We start from the raw sequence: 18,031 nt of genomic DNA, 5'->3' as shown, positions 1-18,031 counted from the left end.
TGTCATAGTCTGCCGTAAAAGGTCATACGCGCGGTTTCTGACAACGCAATATCCGGCTGCGTATTGTAAGCCAGCACGGCCAGCATCCGGGTGACCTCGCCTTCAGTTGGGGTCACCCGGTGCAGGGAATTACGGCCACGAAACAGCACCAGATCCCCGGCATCTATCTCCAGCGCGTCAACGGTCTGGCGTTCTTCCAGCACTGCGTCGACACCGGCAAAGTTCATCTCACCGGCATCGGCATCCCGCAGATCTTTCACATACTGCAACACGCCGCCCGCCAGCGGTTTCTGTACCAGTAAGGTGATCGCAAATGAGGAGTTGTCGAAGTGCCAGCCCAGCTCCTGGCCGTGTGATGCATAGTGCAGATTGATCGAGGAAAGCGGGTCAGCATAGGGATAGAGCGCTTTTTCACCCAGTACATCGCACAGGAAATGTTTGAACAACTCATCATTATAAAGCTGACGCAGCGGCGAGTCGGCAGCGATAACATCATCAGTGATGCAGCCTTTGGTGCTGATCACATCCCTGTTACGCGGATGCTCAGCACTGAAAGCGTCATCAGGTTTCATCAGATAGACATTGTGCATGCTGCGGGTGTGATAAGCCTGGTGACGTTGTGCATTGCCCTCTTCGATGATCGCCTCTAAAGCGTGTGGTTTTAAAAACTGACGCAGTACCAGCGCGCCGGACTGGTTTAACTGCTCACGACAACGTTGACGCCAGCCATGATCGGCCAGTGGATGAAGATCGAGACGGACAAGGGAACCAGACATAGCAACAATTCTCATGATGAGCAGGTGTGATGTTACTCTACCGGTCGCCTGCAACGCTGCGTAACGATAAAAACTTAATGCCCTGATAAGGAAGAGTTAATGCCTGCCCAATTGCCAAGGTTGCCAAAGATCAGCGTCATACAGTCATTTAAAGTGGCTGCCGAACTGGGCAGCCTGGCAAAAGCGGCCGCTCAACTGGCCTTAACCCCGGCGGCAGTCAGTCAGCAGATTCGCCAGTTGGAGGAGCAACTCGGCAGCGCCCTTTTTTTACGTACGCAGAGCGGCGTGATGCTGACCGAAACCGGAAAAGAGTATCTGCGCTATGTTACTGAGGCGTTTGATATTCTGCATCTCGGTCAGCAAAACATCCGCCATGCGGCCAGCGCGCCAAAACTCACGGTTTACACATTGCCGGCGCTGGCGTCCAAATGGCTGTTGCCCCAGCTGGCGAGCTGGCGCGACCATTGCCCGAATATCGATCTCTCGTTACACGGTACGCATTCTCAGGTCGATTTCACCGCGATGCCCGCCGATTTTGTGATCTGCTTTGGTGAGGATCGTTACCCGCAGTCAGATAAGCTGAAGTTGTTTCATGATGACGTACTGCCGGTGGCCAGTCCTGCTCTGTTACATCGCTTTACGCCGGAAACGATCTTAAGCCAGGCGCCGCTGATCCACCTCGACTGGGGTAATGAAGGCCGTTTTCTGCCGGACTGGCGAAGCTGGTTTCAGGCTAAAGGCATGGACGAACCTCTGCCGCAGCCCGCGTTCAGCTTTAATCTGACCTCGCTGGCGATTGATGCGGCTGTCGCGGGAGCTGGTGTGCTGCTCGGGCAGCGACGCCTTATCGCGGCGGAACTGGCGCGGGGCGATCTGGTGGTAGTGAATGATCTTTGCCTGCCGCTGAGCAAACCCTATTACCTTGTCTGGCCGCAACGCACCCTGAGCCAGCCAGGCAGTGAGGCGATGATCAGCTGGTTAAGCCAACTGGGTGCGAGCGGCGAATAGCCCTTCGCCGTGATCGGACTCGCCTGCGCCCGCCAGTCTGGAACCATCAGCGGGCGCAGGGGCAGATTATCACTGCGCCACAAGGTGATCAGGTGTCATCATCTTTCCGCATTATCCTCAACAATCACCGCCACGCGTTGCCCTGCACGTACAGCGCTGCCTGGCTGCACGCTGACCTGCTGAACAATGCCGTCGCACGGCGCCAGAAGCGGGATCTCCATCTTCATCGACTCCAGCACCACCAGTGTATCCCCTTCCTTCACCCGGCTGCCCGCCGTCGCCTGCACCTGCCATAAATTGCCGGAAACCGGGCTTTCAACCCCCTGCTCGCCTGGCTGCAGCGGCGCGTCGCCGCCTTCATCGGCCACACTTTCCTGACTGTCAAAATGGGCCTGTCCGCTGGCGATCCAGCGGTCACGTTCCGCATGGAACGCGGCTTGCTGGTGATGGCGAAACAGACCGATGCTCTGCGCTTCACGGGCGAGGAAATCCTGATATTCCGCCAGCCGCAGCGTGCTGTGCTCAATGCGCAGCGGATAGCGACCGAGGGGAAAATCGCGGCGAATCTGCAACAGCTCACTGGCTGAAACCGGATAAAAACGGATCTGATCGAAAAAGCGCAGCAGCCAGGGTTTCCCGCCAAAATCGGCGACTTCATGATACCGGTTCCACATCTGCAGCGTGCGGCCGACAAACTGATAGCCGCCTGGCCCCTCCATGCCATACACACACAGATAGGCACCGCCGATGCCAACCGAGTTTTCCGCCGTCCAGGTGCGGGCCGGATTATATTTTGTCGTCACCAGCCGATGACGGGGATCCAGCGGCGTGGCGACCGGCGCGCCGAGGTAGACATCGCCCAGCCCCATCACCAGATAGCTGGCTTCAAAGACCGTGTTCCAGACAGCCTGCTCATCCGGCAGATCGTTTATCCGGCGGATAAATTCAAGATTACTCGGGCACCACGGCGCATCCTGCCGCACGGTGGTCATATATTTTTCGATGGCCTTCTGACAGGCCGGATCGTCCCAGGAGAGCGGCAGATGCACCACGCGTGTGGGAACCTGAAGGTCATCACTCGTGCAGACCCTCTCCCACTCACCGCGCACCCACATCAGCAGCACGTCGGGCGTCAGCGTCTCCGGCTGAAAGTGGATTTGCAGCGAGCGGATCCCCGGCGTGATATCAATAATGCCGTTGCGGGATTGCGCTTCCAGCGCCTGCATCAACGCATGAATGCGAAAACGTAACACCAGATCCAGTTCCGGTTCGCCAGCCTCCAGCAGCAGATGCGTATCACCAGAGAGGCGCGCCACCAGGCGTTTATCCGCTGCGCCGCAGGTCATCACGATGGGCGAAATCAGCGGCGCAGGCTGCCAGTCTGTTTCCTGTGGCTGGAGCGTGGTCAGCTCGGTGCGTCGGCCCTCTGCCAGTCGGCGGGCGGTAGGAATATCCACCGCGACAAATTTCACTTTGTCACCGGCTTTGAGCTGTCCCAGTTGCCAGAGGTCAGCCTCGATTACCGTCACCGGGCAGACGAACCCGCCAAGGCTCGGGCCATCCGGCCCCAGGATCACCGGCATATCACCGGTAAAATCGACCGCGCCGATCGCGTACGGGTTGTCATGGATGTTTGAGGGGTGCAGCCCTGCTTCACCACCGCTGTCGCGGGTCCAGATTGGCTTTGGCCCGATCAGGCGAACGCCGGTGCGGCTGGAGTTAAAATGCACTTCCCATTCTGTGGCAAAAAACGTCTCGATATACTCCGGCGCAAAAAACTCAGGCGCACCGTGCGGACCATAAATGACGCGCAGCGTGCGCACCGTGGCAAGCTCTGTTTGCAGTCCGACGGGCAGTTCCGTTCCGGTTGCGCTCGCAGAACGCGGAGCGAGATGCAGCACGTCACCGCTACGCAGTGCCCGTCCGGCATGTCCGCCAAACTGACCAAGGGTGAAGGTGCTTTTGCTGCCTAAATAGTCCGGCACCTGAATGCCGCCGCTCAGACAGAGATAACTTCTGACGCCCGCGCCACTTATCGCGCCCAGCTTCAGCGTTGCCCCGGCCGGAATGGTAAATACAGAATTCATTGACTGTCCGACGCCATCCAGTGTGACAGTGAGCGGCGCGCCAGAGATCACCGCCTGAATCTCAGTGTTAAATTTCAGGGTGGGTCCATTCAGGGTGATTTCCAGCGCGGCGTCACCCTCCTCATTGCCCAGCAGACGGTTGCCCAGACGCAGTGCGCGATCGTCCATCGGCCCCGACGGCGGCACGCCCACCGCCCAGTATCCCATACGTCCGGGATAGTCCTGAACGCTGGTCTGGGTTCCGGCACTCACCACTTCAACCGTTGCCGCCTGATAGGCGAGCTGCTCCAGGCAGCGGGTCCAGGGTTCGCCAGCCGTGAAGGGCGAGAAGGCCAGAATCTGCAACAGATAGAGGCGATTGGTTTCTACGCCATAGAAACGGGTCTCCGCCAGCGCCTGTGCCAGTGTGGCGATGGCTTCCTCGCGGGTGGGGCGCCAGGTGATAACTTTTGCCAGCATCGGGTCGAAGAATGGCGGGACTTCGCACCCCGCTTCCACCCAGCGGTCAATACGCAGGGTTTTACCGTCGGCTGCCGGAAAGAGAACCTGGGTTAACAGCCCTGGCGAAGGCTGGAACTGCCGCCCCGGATCTTCCGCATAAATTCGCGCCTGCACGGCATGGCCCTGAGGATTCAGCGCGGCGGCTAACGCATGAAGCGGAGGAAGATCGCCTGCTGCCAGCTCAATCATCCACTGCACCAGGTCAACGCCCCACACCTGCTCCGTGACGCCATGTTCAACCTGCAGCCGGGTATTCACTTCAAGAAAATAGAACTGCTGCGCCACGCTGTCATAGACAAACTCAACCGTTCCGGCGCTGCGATAGTTCACCGCTTTTCCCAGCGCGATAGCCGCCGCGCATAAAGCCTCCGCCATACCTGCGGGCAGATTCGGCGCTGGCGTCTCTTCGACCACTTTCTGGTTACGCCGCTGTACCGAGCAGTCGCGTACGCCCAGCGCGATTACCCCGCCCTTACCGTTACCGAAAATCTGCACTTCAAGATGTCGGGCGCGTTCGATATATTTTTCGAGAAATACCCCGGCATCGCTGAAGTTGTTCTGGCCGAGGCGCTGGACCGTTTCAAACGCCTCTGACAGCGCATTCGCATCACGACAGACCCGCATACCGATGCCACCACCGCCCGCGGTGCTTTTGAGCATCACCGGATAGCCGACCCTCTCTGCGGCGCGGCGGGCTTCACTGATATCTGCCAGCAGTTCACTGCCTTCCAGCAACGGCACCCCTTCGGCTTCCGCCAGCGCGCGGGCCGTGTGTTTCAGGCCAAAAGTCCGCAACTGCTGCGGTGTGGGGCCGACAAAAATCAGACCGGCAGCCTCGCACGCCTCAGCAAAGGCGGCGTTTTCCGAAAGGAAACCGTAGCCAGGATGAATCGCTTTCGCTCCGCTCTGCTGCGCGGCGGCGATGATCTTTTCCGTTACCAGATAGGTTTGTGCGGCCGGGCCTTCGCCAAGACTTAGCGCCACATCCGCCTCGCGGATATGTAAACTGCTCAGATCGGCTTCGGAGTAAACGGCGACCCCTTTCACCTGCATGGCACGTAGCGTGCGCAGGATGCGACAGGCGATAGCACCGCGATTAGCAATCAGTAAGGTATCAAACATAAGCGAACTCTCAGGGATGCGGGTCGTCCCGCAAAATTCGATATTCCCTGGGGCCGTCCCCGGGGCTGACCGGCACGTAACAGGCGTGCGCCGGTGGTGTGTTGAGAGGTCTGACGCACAAGGCTGAGAAACTCAGTCCCCTTGTCGCCATGGCAACGCTGACTCAGTTCCACACCAGCACTTCAGCGGGCGTCGGGTTCCAGCCGTTACAGGGGTTATTCAGCTGCGGGCAGTTGGAGATCAGCACCATCACATTGCATTCGGCTACCAGCTCAACGTATTTGCCGGGCGCCGATAGCCCATCCTCAAAGGTCAGACCGCCTTCCGGCGTGACCGGAACGTTCATGAAAAAGTTGATGTTGGCACCGATATCACGTTTGTGAAGGCGGCCATCGTGCAGGCAGGCGCAGAGAAAGTTATCCCGACAGCTGTGCATGTAGCGCTTATCCTGGGCATAGCGCACGGTGTTGCTCTCCTGCGAGCAGGCTCCGCCCAGGGTATCGTGACGACCGCAGGTGTCGGCGACGATAGTCAGCAGCGGATTGCCGAGATTCGAATAGAGCACGCTGCCGGTGGTCAGATAGACGTTTCCCTGACGACGCAGCGTGCGCTGAGGATCGTAGCGTTCCCGCGGGTCATCGCTGTTATAGAACAGGGTATCAATTGCCTGATTCCCTTCGAGGTCGAGCAGGCGCAGCGTCTGCCCTTTTTTCACTTCGAACAGCCACGGCTCGCCTGCCGGTATCACGTGGCGATAGACGGCATCTTCAGGACGACGATCAGAGTTGATAAGGGTCATCGCAGCCTCCTTACAGGGCAAAAAGTTGGGTGTTATGAAGCGCGCGCTGGTTTTCACCGCGCGTGACCATCGCTTCGCTGACGGCCTGCATATCGTCGGCCTGATACCAGCTCAGCTGAACCGGTCGTGGGAGATAGTCAGCGGCGGGATCCTGCGGATGTGGCAGCGCGGTCAGCACCATCAGCACGTCCATGGGTGCGTACAGTTCAGTGAAATCGCCGGCGCGGCTGTTGCCCGCGCTGAACCGGAAGCGGCCCTTCTCATCAACCGTGACCTTGCTGAAAAAATTGACGACCATCAGCAGATCCTCCAGGCCCAGATCCCATTTGCCCATCTCAACCAGCAGATTATCGGTGCCGTTGCGGTAGAAGCCGTTGCGCAACTCCTGATAGCGTCCGGCTCCATACTTATCGTGTGTTTCCGCCGCGTTGAGAACGCCGCCAAACGGGTCGTGCCAGCCGCAGCTATCCGCCACGATCGCGGCCAGTACGCGTCCCATGTCGGAGTAGAAACAGTGCCCGGTGGTCAGGCGAGCCGTATGCTGGCCTTTCAGGGTGTCCGGCAGATTCAGGCGTTCACTTTTCTCGTGGGGATTGAGCATCATCATGCTGACGTTCGCGCCGCCCTCGATGTCGGTCAGGCGCAGGATCTGCCCTTTCCGCAGAATCAGCGAGGTGTGCCCTCCGCCAGGCAGCTGCTCTTCGCGCAGGCTCGGAGCTGAATGAAAAAGTGCGGTCATTGAGCGGTCTCCTTGAAGGGATAAATGTTGTTTTTACTGCCGGTTGCCAGCTGCGACAGCCGCGTTTCATTAAGCGGGATGTCGTAAGTGATACGCGCGCCCCAGGCATTGGGGGCCTGAGGATCGATGCGCACTTTGTCGAAAACCAGCAGCCGGGTGCCAAGATTGAAGCCTTCGGCAAGGTCGTGAGTGACCATAAACACCGTCATGCGGGTTTCGCTCCAGAGCTGGAGCAGCAGCGCATGCATATCTTTGCGGATGCCGGGGTCCAGCGCGCCGAAGGGCTCATCCAGCAGCAGTACGCGCGGCTGCATGACAAAAGCCTGCGCAATCGCCAGCCGCTGCTGCATCCCGCCCGAAAGCTGCGCCGGATATTTATCGAGAGAATGGCCCAGCCCGACTTTCTCCAGCATCTGTTTTGCCTGCTCACGGGCATGGCGTTTTCGGGTGCCAAACAGCCGGCCAGTAAACGGTGAAGCCGGTAGCTCGAGGCCAATGGTGACGTTATCCAGTACGTTGAGATGAGGAAAAACCGAATAACGCTGAAACACCACGCCACGGCTGCGATCGGGTTCCGCGCGCAGCTGTACGCCATCCAGCGTGATTGTTCCCCGTGTCGGCCTTTCCTGCCCCAGCAGCAGGCGTAAAAACGTCGACTTACCACAGCCGGACGCGCCCACCAGCGAGCAGAATTCACCTTCTTTGACCTGCAAATTGATGCGTTCCAGCACCACGTGGTCGCCATACTCCTGCCAGATATTTTTGATATCGATAAAACTCATTCCCGGCCTCCTTCCGCCCAGGGGAAACAGGCTTTGTGCAATTGACGCAGCGCGAGATCCATCAGCCACGCCAGCAGCGTTATCCAGATGACATAGGGAATGATCACATCCATCGCCATGTAGCGACGAACCAGGAAAATGCGATAGCCCAGTCCGGCGGTTGCGGAAATGGCTTCGGCGGAGATCAGAAAAAGCCATGCGGATCCCAGCAACAGGCGCAGCGAGGTGATCAGCCGCGACAAGAGCTGCGGCAGCACAACCCGCAGCACCACCGTCCAGCTGTTCGCCCCCAGAGTTTGTGCTTTGATAAACAGCTCTGCGGGGATTTCCCGCGCCCGATGTTCAAGGTCGCGCGCCAGCATCGGCGTAATCCCGATAACAATCAGCATCACTTTTGACAGCTCATCCAGCCCGAAGACGATAAACAGCATCGGCAGGAGCGCCAGCGGCGGGATCATCGACACCACGGTCATAAAGGGTGACAGCGCCGCGCGACTCATCGGGAAGACGCCCGCAGCAACACCGATGCAGAGACCAATCAGTGAAGAGATCGCCAGGCCGGTCAGCAGACGGCTTAAGCTAATCCACGTATCCGCCCACAGCAGATATTCGCCGCTGCGCTTATCGGGCGTGAAGGCCATCCGATCAATGGCGGCGATCATCTGTGACAGTCCGGGCAGCAGTTTATCGTGTGGGTTGGCTTCAAGACGCACCGCCGAACTGATAAACCAGACGGCGATCAGCAGCACAAAAGGTAATAGCATCAGCGTCAGGCGCATTCCCTGCCGGGGATAGCGGTTGATGTGGCGCATGGCAAATACTCCTGAGATCGGTGATTACAGCTTGCCCGCAGCGGCCATCTTCAGATAGCTGTCGTCAAAGCGCAGTTTGATGTTCGCTGTATCACCGACGGTGATGTTGCCAGGGAAGCTCATACCGATGAAGTCAGCGCTTTGTGCGCCCTCGCCCAGTAATCCCTTATCAAAGGAGAACGCGGCGACGCGCTGCATGGTTTTCGCCAGATCGGGAGAAGAAACAAATGCCTGGGTTTCGGCTGGGGTCCAGAACAGGTGGGTGGTTTTCAGCTGCGCCTTGTATCCGGCGAGGTCAGTACCGGAATCGGCAGCCATCGCGCTCAGCGCCTGCGCATCTCCGGCCTGCATTTTCGCCATCATCTCAAACCAGGCTCCGGTCAGTGCCTTACCCAGCGCGGGGTTATCTTTCAGGGTCTCGGTGTTCACCACCATCATGTCAATCAGTTCGCCCGGCACGGCCGAAGAGCTGAACACCTCTGTGGTTTGCGGGGTTTTCTTGATCACTGAAAGCTGTGGATTCCAGGCAACCGCCGCCTGCACGCCGCTGGTACCAAAGGCGGAGACAATATCGGCATCGGAGGTGTTCACGACCTTAACGTCTTTTTCCTGTAAACCGGCCTTCTCCAGACCGCGAACCAGCAGATAGTGCGAAACCGACAGCGCAGGAAGATAGACAGACATCCCTTTCAGGTCGCTGAGTTTTTTATTTGCGCCTTTCAGCACCACACCGTCATTGCCATCGGAGAAGCTGCCGGTGATCAGCGCCGTGGAATCAATGCCGCCCGCCGCAGGTATGGTCAGCGCATCCATGTTGGTCATGGTGCAGCCGTCGAACTGACCCGCGGTGTACTGGTTGATCGACTCGATATAGTCATTGAGCTGGGTGATATGAATTTTGATGCCGTATTTGCTGGCCCATTTATCGATGATTTTCTCGTTGCTGATGGTGCCCCAGGGCATCCAGCCCGCATAGATGGTCCAGCAGATATTGAACTCTTTTTTGACCGCGGCGAAAGATGGCGCGCTGACCAGCAGCGTCAGCGACAGAATAAGCGTCAGGAGGGGTGATTTCTTCATGGTTGACCTCTGGTTGGCACAAAAAAACGGGAGCAGCGCAAGACACCATTTGGTGCCGCTGTCTCCCGGGCTTTTGTCCCGCCGTGTAACCTCGCAGAGGTCGCCAGCTCTCGGACCAGACATTCACCTGCGTGAACCGGAACCCTAGCCAGCTATTTGCTATCAATTGTGTCGAACGCTGCTTACTGTTCAGACTTCAGCAAATGGCGTGCCAGAAATTAACTTAAGTAAAATCAGAGAAATAGAGAGAGCATAATCCAGAAAGCACCGGGATGGTGAGTCAGTAACGGGCGTTGCACATTATCAGTGCCGGGCAGGCAAGAGTTATCAGAACCCGCGCTCAGTCTCTTTTCGTACTGAACATCTATACCGGAATGCAGACCCGGACCGTGACGCCCATCACTTATCGCTATATAATCAACTGCATAACGAATTTTGAGGATAGTTAATGAAGCGTTTCTGGCAGGCATGCACACTCGGTTTACTGATACTCCTTCCGCTCTCTTCCCAGGCATCGCGCCAGATAACCGATCAGACAGGCCGCCAGGTCACGATTCCTGACCGTGTTGATCGTATTGTGGTGCTTCAGCATCAGACGCTGAACCTGCTGGTGCAGATGAACGCGACCGATAAAATCGTCGGTGTGATGGCGAACTGGAAGCAGCAACTTGGCGACAGCTATGCCCGCCTGGCTCCTGAGCTGAATCAGAAAGCGACACTGGGGGATCTGACGCATGTTGATCCCGAAAAACTGGTGGCGCTGCATCCGCAGGTGGTGTTTGTGACCAACTACGCACCGCAGGAGATGATCGACAGCATTACCGCGCTGGGCATTCCGGTGGTGGCTATCTCACTGCGTCATGACGAGCCGGGTGAAAAGGCAAAAATGAACCCGTCTATCCGCGATGAGGAAATGGCCTATGACAAAGGATTGCGTGAAGGGATTACGCTTATCGGCGAGATCATCAATAAACCGGCAGAAGCAAAAGCGCTGATTACGGCCACCGATGAGGGCCGCAAAATCGTCAGCGATCGCCTGAAGGATGTTCCGGCGGAGAAACGCATTCGCGCCTATATGGCGAACCCGGAACTGACCACCTACGGCTCAGGAAAATATACCGGCCTGATGATGCTGCATGCGGGCGCGGTCAATGTCGCCGCAGCGACTGTAAAGGGATTCAAAACCGTGTCGATGGAGCAGATAATCGCCTGGGATCCACAGGTGATTTTTGTGCAGGACCGTTATCCCTCCGTCGTGAATGAAATCAACAGTTCACCACAGTGGCAGGCTATCGACGCGGTAAAAAATCATCGTGTCTGGCTGATGCCGGACTACGCCAAAGCATGGGGTTATCCAATGCCGGAAGCGATGGGGATTGGCGAATTGTGGATGGCGAAAAAACTCTATCCGCAGAAATTTCAGGATGTGGACATGAATAAGCTGGCCAATAAGTGGTATCAGCGCTTCTATCGCACCGCTTATCAGGGAACAGAGTGATGCGCGCACTGACGGCGGGCAGCCTGAAAGCGGTCTGGCCCGCGCTGATGGCGTACTTTCCTGAGCCAGTTGAAACCCGGTTTGGCCCCGCCGGTCTGCTTCGCGAACGGATTGAAGCCGGTGAGCCCTGCGATCTCTTTGCTTCAGCCAGTGAGGAGCATCCGCAAAAATTGCTGAACGCTGAGCGAGCGCTGGCAGTCATACCGTTCACGACTAATAAACTCTGCATCACGGTTCGCAGCGATCGGCTACAGGCGGGAGACGACTGGTATCAGCTAGTGACCCGCGACACACTGCGGATCGCAACCTCTACGCCCACAGCGGATCCCTCTGGCGACTACGCGCAGGCCCTTTTCACCCGGATGGGCAAAGCCGGTGAAGCGGTGCGCCAGCGCGCAAAGGCACTGGTGGGTGGGCGCGACTCTGCACCCATTCCCGCAGGCAGGCTGGCGGCAGAATGGATTATCCTGGAGGATCAGGCGGATCTGTTTATCGGTTATGCCAGCCATCGGGCTGCCCTGAGCCAGATTGCCGGGCTGACAGTCGTTGATATCCCTGCGGCTTTCAATTCTGTTGCGCGCTACGCCTGTGCAGTCATTACGCCAGAGGCGCGTCGGCTGGCGGATTTTTTAGAATCTGAGCAGGCAAAAAAGGTACTGCGGGAAGCGGGGTTTGGCGGGGAGTAAATGCCTTTTCTGTCGCGGATGACTTTGCGCCCTGTCAGCATGTCGCTTTAAGGGCGCGAAATACCGCTCATTAAAGCTTAGCGAAATCCACCTTAAGCTTGTGACTGATATGTTCAGCCTGCTCGGTAGCACTATCAGCCTCGTCAGTCAGGATAAAAGCGATCGCGAAGGCGAAATCAAACGCCGCGCCCAGATCCTGTCCACTCAGCAAATTGCCATCTTTCACTACCGAGGCATTAACGTAAACGCCATCGGTAACACCTTCTGATGACGTACCAGAACTGACATAGCGACGCCCCCTTAAAAGACCCTGTGGTGCCAGTACTCTGGCCGCTGCGGAGCATATTGGGCAGACCAGGCGGCCCGCCTCATCATGGCGGCGAATAAAATCTATCACTGCCGCATTTGCCGCCAGATTTTTGCTGCCGTCAGGACCACCCGGCACAATCACCGCATCAAACAGCCTGTCCCGATTCGCCTCCAGCAGCTCATCGGCGACAACCTTCACATGATGATAACTGTTCACTTCGCGATAGGGCTGACAGGCCAGGGTTGTAACCTGAACGCCCAGGCGTGAGAGGATGTCGAGAGTGATAATAGCCTCAGCTTCTTCAAAGCCAGGGGCAAGCAGCAGAGCAACATTCTTATCCATGAAAATTCCTTTTTAATTGGTGTGGATGAAGCAAAGAGCGTTTAATCCTGGTCTGTGCAGGCGCACCCTTTACTGATCCGAATCAAGTCTGAGCAGGGTTTTTAAACGGCAGCGGGCGACACTACCGTGGTGCGTCATGAAGTAAGTGCGTTTAAAACTCTTCCGGCTCGCCCGGCAGTGGCTCGGTCAGTTCCTGCCCCTTTACACCGGCATAGGTAATCACCAGTTCGGCTGGCTCATCCAGTGTGTAACCGCGATGCGCACTGTTGACCGTCTCATTGAGGGCTTCACCCGCATGGAAGGTGCGCTGTTCGCCGCTCTCTTTATCCTCAACAATCAGGGTGCCGGAAAGAATAAACGCCGCATTCGGCATTGGATGGGTATGCCAGGGCAATGACGTATGGGCAGGTAGCGAGAGCCGCATAACGGTCAGCTCAGGTTCGCCGGTGGGATAGGCCTCGAGAACGTCACCGTTCCAGGCCTGGCTGCTGCGCATTACTTCAACCGCGTTAATCCCGTTATCTTGCTTCGACATGGTTAATCCCTGTTAATAATCAATAGAATGCCAGTAGTGACCGATAATTAAGCTTAGAAGAAAACTGTGTTGATGCCCGCCTGCGTTTTAATAAGCCTGTTAACAGGAATTTTCCGCCAGCGAACAGAGGGATGAAAACCGGCCATTAGCGGACTGGCTGAATTGCTGATTAATTAATGTTCAATATTCGCGTTGTGGTTATAAGATATATTCCTCAGTCAGTACGCAACCTGTGAGTTCTGTATTATCTTTGAAGCCATCAACCACCTGAGGGATTTCTGATAATGAAAGGTCTGTTTACGGCATTACTCGCCAGTTCTGTTCTACTATTATCCGCCTGCTCAAAAGATGACGATAACAAAGTTAAAGTTGCGATTAATACCGGGCCTGATGAAGCAATCTGGCAGGTGGTAAAGCAGGTGGCGAAAGATAAATACAAGCTCGATGTCGAAGTGCTTAACTTCAATGACTATGTGCTGCCAAATGAAGCGCTGAATAACAAAGAAGTTGATGCTAACGCCTTCCAGAGCCTGCCTTATCTGGAATCACAGTCTAAAGAGCGCGGCTATAAGTTTGCGGTAGTGGGTAAAACGTTCGTCTTCCCGATTGCTGCCTATTCGCACAAAATCAAGAACATCAGTGAGCTGCAGAATGGTGCCACTATTACCATCTCTAACGAAGCCACCACGCTGGGGCGCAGCCTGCTGCTGCTGCAGGCGCAGGGTCTGATTAAACTTAAACCGGATGTGGGTTATTTACCGACCTCACTGGATATCATCGAAAATCCAAAAAATCTGAAGCTGGTTGAAGTGGACACCCCACAGCTGACCCGCACCTTAGACGATCCCAACGTGACCCTGTCGATCATTAATACTAATTTCTCGGCTCAGGCTGGATTATCAGCGCACCGCGATGGCTTATTTATGGAAAGTGCCTCATCGCCTTACGTCAATGCGCTGGTATCACGTGAAGATAATAAAGACAGCGATAAAATTCAGAAGCTGAAGTCAGCGCTGCAGTCACCGGAGGTGGCGGCCAAAGCCGAAGAAGTTTACAAGGGTGATGCGATTAAAGGCTGGTGAGTTGCCCGATAATCGATCATTAACGATCAAAAAAGGCCGCACTCTGTTGCGGCCTTTTTTATATCTGCACTTTTACAGGCACATCTGCCAGCACTTATACATCCGCGCCAGCCCGCAAGATCACAGGAACGGTTACGCAGCTGCGCCTTTTGGCTGAGCAGAGAGGTGCCCTGCCCACAGACTGGCGACCCATTTCACCCCTTTAGACGTAAAACGTGCCTGAGAGAAAGCGTGCTGATTTTCGCCCGTGCCGGTATGCAGCGTAAAGTAGCCGGCCTGCATATGGTAGTGCTGCGGCGTCAGGGTGCCTTTTGCGCGATACATGATGTTGCGCTCCAGCAGAAACTGGCGAAACTCCGGTTCTTTCACTTTCAGCATTTTGCAGAGCTGCCGAAAGCCCAGCGAGTCATCAACCTCAACGAAGTTATCAAAGAACGCCGCCTTGGGTGCCGAGAGAGCCAGCTGCTGCTCCGCCGCCTGACGCTGTTCAAACTGCTCAGCCCAGGCGCGAGCGGCTTCAGCCGGATTGGTAAAGTCAGGCAGATGGGTCGTCTTCTCGCGGTCCTGCCAGCGATCCAGCACTTCTGCAGTGAAGCCTGGCGACAGGCGTGCCACGGCCAGCAGCGAGTCACGCTTGCACAGACGGTACTCCTGACGCACTTCCCCTTCCCGCTCATACTCATTCACGCTGAGCGGCTGGGAGAGACGCTGAGCCGTCTCCAGACTTTTGATTAACCGCTTCACTTCTCCGTGTGTAATACCGGTCATCTGAGCCAGTTCACGACTGCTCATTGTGACCGATTGTTCCAGAGATTTGAGGCTTTCAGTTGAAATCATCATGGGTTCACCCCTCGCTAACGCTACCAATACCCGGCGGGCAGTCGATTAATTATACAAACACCTGTTCAAATATCCAGTATTTTATTTAAGCAATAACGTAACTGGAAGCTGTTACGCAAACAACAGGGTGTGAGGCGGTTTGGCGGGCTGAAGCGTGCGTGTTGAGTGCCTTGCAGGAGGCGTTGCGGGCTTTTGCGGCAGCATAAGCGGGTAATCCATCGCTAAGTTATTTACATATAATCACAATGATGGACACAGACTCTTTACATTACAGTATAGTGAAGGCTGTCAGCAGGTTACTGGCCTGCCGGGCTCACTATTTTGATTCGGGGTGCAGGGGCGAAATCTGGCCCGTTACCACTGAATGTCACCTTTTACTGGAGTAAGTCATGCAGCCGTTGAAAGTCGCCTTTATTAAAGCTAACTGGCACAGCGAAATCGTTTCTCAGGTTCTGACAGGATTCGAACAGGAACTGGAAAGCCGCGGTACCTCATATGAGATTAAGACATGGGATGTTCCGGGCGCTTTTGAAATGCCGCTGCTGGCGCAACGCCTGGCGCAGACCGGCAACTACGATGCGATTGTCTGTGCAGCACTGGTGGTGGATGGCGGCATCTATCGCCATGATTTTGTCGCGCAGGCTGTGGTAAGTGGTCTGATGCAGGCACAGCTGGCAACCAATGTGCCCGTCTTCTCGGTGTCACTCACGCCGCATAATTTCCAGCCATCGGCCGAGTTTATCGACTTCTATACTCAGCATTTCGTGAAAAAAGGTCAGGAAGCGGCGCGTGCCGTCTGCCAGATTCACGCCCTGGAACTCTGACACGACTGTAACGAATGCTGACAATGCGTTTGCCTGCGCTGTTAAGGAGAGAAAGTTGGAAAATACACGTCCGCCTCTACCGCCATTTACCCTGGCTGCACAGGCGATTGAAAAAGTCCGGCTGGCTGAGGATGGCTGGAACAGCCGGGATGCGGAGCGGGTCGCTCTGGCCTATTCAGCGGACAGTAAATGGCGCAATCGCGATACCTTTCTGACCGGCCGGGCAGAAATCATCGCCTTCCTGCAGCAAAAATGGCAGCGGGAGCAGCAGTATCGGCTGATTAAAGAGTTGTGGAGTTTTGACCAGAACCGGATTGCGGTGCGGTTCGCCTATGAATGGCATGACGAGCAACGGCAGTGGTATCGCTCATATGGCAACGAGAACTGGGCCTTTGATGAGCAGGGTTTAATGCAGCAGCGTTATGCCAGCATCAACGATCTGAAAATCAGTGAAGAACAGCGGCTGTTTCACTGGCCGCAGGGCCGACGCCCTGACGACCATCCTTCACTGAGCGAACTGGGCTTATAGCGCCAGCCCTTCCAGCGGAGAGCGCAGCTCTCCGCCGTCATCCACTCAGCCCTGCTCGTCCTTGTTCTCAACAAAGGTCGCTTTGTTGCGTGTGACCGTATAAGCCACCTTTTTGACATCGTCCGGTGACGTGGTCACTTCTACCGGCGCAATGGTCACCCGACCCATACCAAACAGAGTGGGTACATAGCCACCGACCTGGTGTTTTCCGGCCGGAACATGCAGCAGCATGCTTTCGCCGTTAGGCAATCTGCCGGCGTCTTTACCATCTACAGTTAGGAATACACTGGAGCCATCATCTGCGCGGGTCTTGATGTGTGAGACATCAATCTGCGTCGGGCCAGCAGCAAATTCATCTGGCGCATCGCTGGCGGCATGTTTTGCACAGCCAGTCAGTACAGCAGCAACCGTTACAACGGCGAGACTAAAACGATAACGCATTGGGCACTCTTTCTCCTGATCATCAGAACCCGCTATTTTAGCGATTTAGCGGGAGGATGTAAGGGGGATAAGAGTCGGCATGCTCTTAAAAGAGGCTTAAAAGTACCGATTTCCCGGTATATTTGCGTAAAGAATATTTACTGAATAAATACACAGTATTTTTATTGCCTGATTGCAGCGCTTTTAACCTGCTGATCAGCATAAATTTAATCGGAGAATAACAACGAATAAGCGTAGCGTCACAGGCACATAGCGCCGATTTGCCTTAACTCTGCCTCTGTTAATTGGCTGTTATAAGGTTCATAGTGGTGGTTCATCCCCGGTTAATCCCGGCGGCCTTCCCCTCTACAGAGGGCACGATATGCATTCTTATACCACCGATACTGTTTGCGCCATAACCGGCACCCATCCCGCTAACCTGAAGAGCTGGATGAAGCAGGGATTACTGACGCCGCAGCAGTATCAGGAACGCTGGAGTGAGCATCACCTCAGTGAAATCCAGACCCTGGTTGGCTTAACAGCCACTGGCGCGACGCTCGACGAAATCTGGCAAGGTCAGCAGGCTGCTTCGACGGTCACCACCTTTGGCTGGGCGGCGCGCAAAGGTGACCTGCTCTGGCAGCTGGAATATGGCACACCGCTGTCGCTTTCACGTCAGATGCACACGATGTCCAGCCACTATAGCGGTGATGATTTCGTCATTAATCTGCTGCGGCCGCTGAGCGCCTGGCTTTACGCCGATCTCCGTCGGGGAGCGTCACGTCGCCTCAACCGTTTTGAGCAAACCGTGCAGCAACAGGCAGATAAAGTCATACGCGCCTCATCGCGCAATGAATCTTCTATTCCTCTGTTTCTGGAAGCGGTGAGCGTACTTGATAAAACCGAAATCTGGCTTGAAGCCATTCGTCTTACTGCGATGGGCTTTAATGTCGAGGTTGACTCGCGTGCAACCGGGCTGCCAGCCGTTAAAACCGACCTTCATCAGCATCATGTGATGTGGTGTGGTGCCGGCATCAGCCAGCAGATGCAGGACTATTTTGAACAGCAGAGTCTGGATGGCCATCCGGTAATGCTCAGTGGACCTGATTGTAACCTGAAATTTGCCCAATCCAACGCCTCCAGCGCTGCCTGACAGCAGGCAGCGCCTTCTTTACCCCTGTTTTTCCGCGCCAGTAAATAATTTTTTTCGTTAAGAATCTCTTAAGGTGGTTCCGTATACTGGTGCCACAACCCTGACT

Annotated in this window: 18 protein-coding genes and 1 riboswitch; of the genes, 7 read left to right on the top strand and 11 right to left on the bottom strand. The window is 55.8% G+C overall.

Going from position 1 to position 18,031, the window contains the following annotated elements:
• Window positions 1–2: 2 nt before the first annotated feature.
• Window positions 3–776, bottom strand: coding sequence for a HalD/BesD family halogenase (locus ACX8ZY_RS20580; RefSeq protein WP_158149897.1), 774 nt, complete (start codon window positions 774–776; stop codon window positions 3–5).
• 99 nt (window positions 777–875) lie between these two features.
• On the opposite strand from ACX8ZY_RS20580, the gene ACX8ZY_RS20575 reads away from it, so the two are divergent.
• Window positions 876–1,784: a LysR substrate-binding domain-containing protein gene (locus ACX8ZY_RS20575; protein ID WP_421665500.1), complete on the top strand. Its 909-nt coding sequence runs from the start codon at window positions 876–878 to the stop codon at window positions 1,782–1,784.
• 98 nt (window positions 1,785–1,882) lie between these two features.
• Here the strand turns inward: ACX8ZY_RS20575 and uca are convergent, their stop codons facing one another.
• From uca to ACX8ZY_RS20545, 6 genes are all read right to left on the bottom strand, one after another.
• Window positions 1,883–5,494, bottom strand: coding sequence for an urea carboxylase (gene uca / locus ACX8ZY_RS20570; RefSeq protein ID WP_421665499.1), 3,612 nt, complete (start codon window positions 5,492–5,494; stop codon window positions 1,883–1,885).
• Between the two features lie 163 nt (window positions 5,495–5,657).
• A complete protein-coding gene (locus ACX8ZY_RS20565; protein WP_158149895.1) occupies window positions 5,658–6,293 on the bottom strand; it encodes an urea amidolyase associated protein UAAP2 in 636 nt (211 codons plus the stop codon).
• A gap of 10 nt (window positions 6,294–6,303) precedes the next feature.
• The gene (locus ACX8ZY_RS20560) at window positions 6,304–7,032 is read right to left on the bottom strand and encodes an urea amidolyase associated protein UAAP1 (RefSeq protein ID WP_033787021.1); all 729 of its coding nucleotides are present in this window, start codon (window positions 7,030–7,032) and stop codon (window positions 6,304–6,306) included.
• The gene (locus ACX8ZY_RS20555) at window positions 7,029–7,814 is read right to left on the bottom strand and encodes an ABC transporter ATP-binding protein (protein WP_045140106.1); all 786 of its coding nucleotides are present in this window, start codon (window positions 7,812–7,814) and stop codon (window positions 7,029–7,031) included. The genes ACX8ZY_RS20560 and ACX8ZY_RS20555 overlap by 4 nt, the downstream gene beginning before the upstream one ends.
• On the bottom strand, window positions 7,811–8,626 hold the full coding sequence (locus tag ACX8ZY_RS20550) for an ABC transporter permease (protein WP_010247123.1): 816 nt from the start codon (window positions 8,624–8,626) through the stop codon (window positions 7,811–7,813). The genes ACX8ZY_RS20555 and ACX8ZY_RS20550 overlap by 4 nt, the downstream gene beginning before the upstream one ends.
• A 24-nt stretch (window positions 8,627–8,650) precedes the next feature.
• Window positions 8,651–9,706, bottom strand: coding sequence for a putative urea ABC transporter substrate-binding protein (locus tag ACX8ZY_RS20545; RefSeq protein WP_223565921.1), 1,056 nt, complete (start codon window positions 9,704–9,706; stop codon window positions 8,651–8,653).
• 60 nt (window positions 9,707–9,766) lie between these two features.
• Window positions 9,767–9,865: riboswitch (guanidine-I (ykkC/yxkD leader) on the bottom strand.
• 289 nt (window positions 9,866–10,154) lie between these two features.
• On the opposite strand from ACX8ZY_RS20545, the gene ACX8ZY_RS20540 reads away from it, so the two are divergent.
• Both ACX8ZY_RS20540 and ACX8ZY_RS20535 read left to right on the top strand, forming a co-directional pair.
• On the top strand, window positions 10,155–11,204 hold the full coding sequence (locus ACX8ZY_RS20540) for an ABC transporter substrate-binding protein (protein WP_122459801.1): 1,050 nt from the start codon (window positions 10,155–10,157) through the stop codon (window positions 11,202–11,204).
• The gene (locus tag ACX8ZY_RS20535; RefSeq protein WP_010670358.1) at window positions 11,204–11,890 is read left to right on the top strand and encodes a molybdate ABC transporter substrate-binding protein; all 687 of its coding nucleotides are present in this window, start codon (window positions 11,204–11,206) and stop codon (window positions 11,888–11,890) included. The genes ACX8ZY_RS20540 and ACX8ZY_RS20535 overlap by 1 nt, the downstream gene beginning before the upstream one ends.
• Window positions 11,891–11,960: 70 nt before the next feature.
• Here the strand turns inward: ACX8ZY_RS20535 and ACX8ZY_RS20530 are convergent, their stop codons facing one another.
• A complete protein-coding gene (locus ACX8ZY_RS20530) occupies window positions 11,961–12,542 on the bottom strand; it encodes a DJ-1/PfpI family protein (protein WP_158132320.1) in 582 nt (193 codons plus the stop codon).
• A gap of 151 nt (window positions 12,543–12,693) precedes the next feature.
• Window positions 12,694–13,077, bottom strand: coding sequence for a cupin domain-containing protein (locus ACX8ZY_RS20525; protein WP_010247112.1), 384 nt, complete (start codon window positions 13,075–13,077; stop codon window positions 12,694–12,696).
• 284 nt (window positions 13,078–13,361) lie between these two features.
• On the opposite strand from ACX8ZY_RS20525, the gene ACX8ZY_RS20520 reads away from it, so the two are divergent.
• Complete coding sequence (locus ACX8ZY_RS20520; protein WP_010247110.1) at window positions 13,362–14,159, top strand: MetQ/NlpA family ABC transporter substrate-binding protein; 798 nt, start codon at window positions 13,362–13,364, stop codon at window positions 14,157–14,159.
• 132 nt (window positions 14,160–14,291) lie between these two features.
• Here the strand turns inward: ACX8ZY_RS20520 and ACX8ZY_RS20515 are convergent, their stop codons facing one another.
• Window positions 14,292–14,999: a phage antirepressor KilAC domain-containing protein gene (locus tag ACX8ZY_RS20515; protein ID WP_010247108.1), complete on the bottom strand. Its 708-nt coding sequence runs from the start codon at window positions 14,997–14,999 to the stop codon at window positions 14,292–14,294.
• Between the two features lie 389 nt (window positions 15,000–15,388).
• On the opposite strand from ACX8ZY_RS20515, the gene ACX8ZY_RS20510 reads away from it, so the two are divergent.
• Together ACX8ZY_RS20510 and ACX8ZY_RS20505 are read left to right on the top strand one after the other, a co-directional pair.
• Entirely contained in the window at window positions 15,389–15,823 is a 435-nt protein-coding gene (locus ACX8ZY_RS20510; RefSeq protein ID WP_010247107.1) for a 6,7-dimethyl-8-ribityllumazine synthase, read from the top strand.
• Between the two features lie 55 nt (window positions 15,824–15,878).
• Entirely contained in the window at window positions 15,879–16,352 is a 474-nt protein-coding gene (locus ACX8ZY_RS20505; protein WP_010247104.1) for a nuclear transport factor 2 family protein, read from the top strand.
• Between the two features lie 45 nt (window positions 16,353–16,397).
• Here the strand turns inward: ACX8ZY_RS20505 and ACX8ZY_RS20500 are convergent, their stop codons facing one another.
• A complete protein-coding gene (locus ACX8ZY_RS20500; RefSeq protein WP_033760447.1) occupies window positions 16,398–16,793 on the bottom strand; it encodes a hypothetical protein in 396 nt (131 codons plus the stop codon).
• A 361-nt stretch (window positions 16,794–17,154) separates the two neighbouring features.
• On the opposite strand from ACX8ZY_RS20500, the gene ACX8ZY_RS20495 reads away from it, so the two are divergent.
• Window positions 17,155–17,925: a MerR family transcriptional regulator gene (locus ACX8ZY_RS20495; RefSeq protein ID WP_158149893.1), complete on the top strand. Its 771-nt coding sequence runs from the start codon at window positions 17,155–17,157 to the stop codon at window positions 17,923–17,925.
• Window positions 17,926–18,031 lie beyond the last annotated feature (106 nt).

The sequence above is a fragment of the Pantoea sp. XAF26B01_ASV70 genome (assembly GCF_054512635.1).
The sequence above is the reverse complement of the archived record's forward strand: the minus strand, read 5'-3'. Positions and strand labels throughout refer to the sequence as shown.

Bases quoted from the DNA above. Each gene is read 5' to 3' on its own strand.
- ACX8ZY_RS20580 (WP_158149897.1), bottom strand. From the start codon at position 776: ATGTCTGGTTCCCTTGTCCGTCTCGATCTTCATCCACTGGCCGATCAT.
- ACX8ZY_RS20575 (WP_421665500.1), top strand. From the start codon at position 876: ATGCCTGCCCAATTGCCAAGGTTGCCAAAGATCAGCGTCATACAGTCA.
- uca (WP_421665499.1), bottom strand. From the start codon at position 5,494: ATGTTTGATACCTTACTGATTGCTAATCGCGGTGCTATCGCCTGTCGC.
- ACX8ZY_RS20565 (WP_158149895.1), bottom strand. From the start codon at position 6,293: ATGACCCTTATCAACTCTGATCGTCGTCCTGAAGATGCCGTCTATCGC.
- ACX8ZY_RS20560 (WP_033787021.1), bottom strand. From the start codon at position 7,032: ATGACCGCACTTTTTCATTCAGCTCCGAGCCTGCGCGAAGAGCAGCTG.
- ACX8ZY_RS20555 (WP_045140106.1), bottom strand. From the start codon at position 7,814: ATGAGTTTTATCGATATCAAAAATATCTGGCAGGAGTATGGCGACCAC.
- ACX8ZY_RS20550 (WP_010247123.1), bottom strand. From the start codon at position 8,626: ATGCGCCACATCAACCGCTATCCCCGGCAGGGAATGCGCCTGACGCTG.
- ACX8ZY_RS20545 (WP_223565921.1), bottom strand. From the start codon at position 9,706: ATGAAGAAATCACCCCTCCTGACGCTTATTCTGTCGCTGACGCTGCTG.
- ACX8ZY_RS20540 (WP_122459801.1), top strand. From the start codon at position 10,155: ATGAAGCGTTTCTGGCAGGCATGCACACTCGGTTTACTGATACTCCTT.
- ACX8ZY_RS20535 (WP_010670358.1), top strand. From the start codon at position 11,204: ATGCGCGCACTGACGGCGGGCAGCCTGAAAGCGGTCTGGCCCGCGCTG.
- ACX8ZY_RS20530 (WP_158132320.1), bottom strand. From the start codon at position 12,542: ATGGATAAGAATGTTGCTCTGCTGCTTGCCCCTGGCTTTGAAGAAGCT.
- ACX8ZY_RS20525 (WP_010247112.1), bottom strand. From the start codon at position 13,077: ATGTCGAAGCAAGATAACGGGATTAACGCGGTTGAAGTAATGCGCAGC.
- ACX8ZY_RS20520 (WP_010247110.1), top strand. From the start codon at position 13,362: ATGAAAGGTCTGTTTACGGCATTACTCGCCAGTTCTGTTCTACTATTA.
- ACX8ZY_RS20515 (WP_010247108.1), bottom strand. From the start codon at position 14,999: ATGATGATTTCAACTGAAAGCCTCAAATCTCTGGAACAATCGGTCACA.
- ACX8ZY_RS20510 (WP_010247107.1), top strand. From the start codon at position 15,389: ATGCAGCCGTTGAAAGTCGCCTTTATTAAAGCTAACTGGCACAGCGAA.
- ACX8ZY_RS20500 (WP_033760447.1), bottom strand. From the start codon at position 16,793: ATGCGTTATCGTTTTAGTCTCGCCGTTGTAACGGTTGCTGCTGTACTG.
- ACX8ZY_RS20495 (WP_158149893.1), top strand. From the start codon at position 17,155: ATGCATTCTTATACCACCGATACTGTTTGCGCCATAACCGGCACCCAT.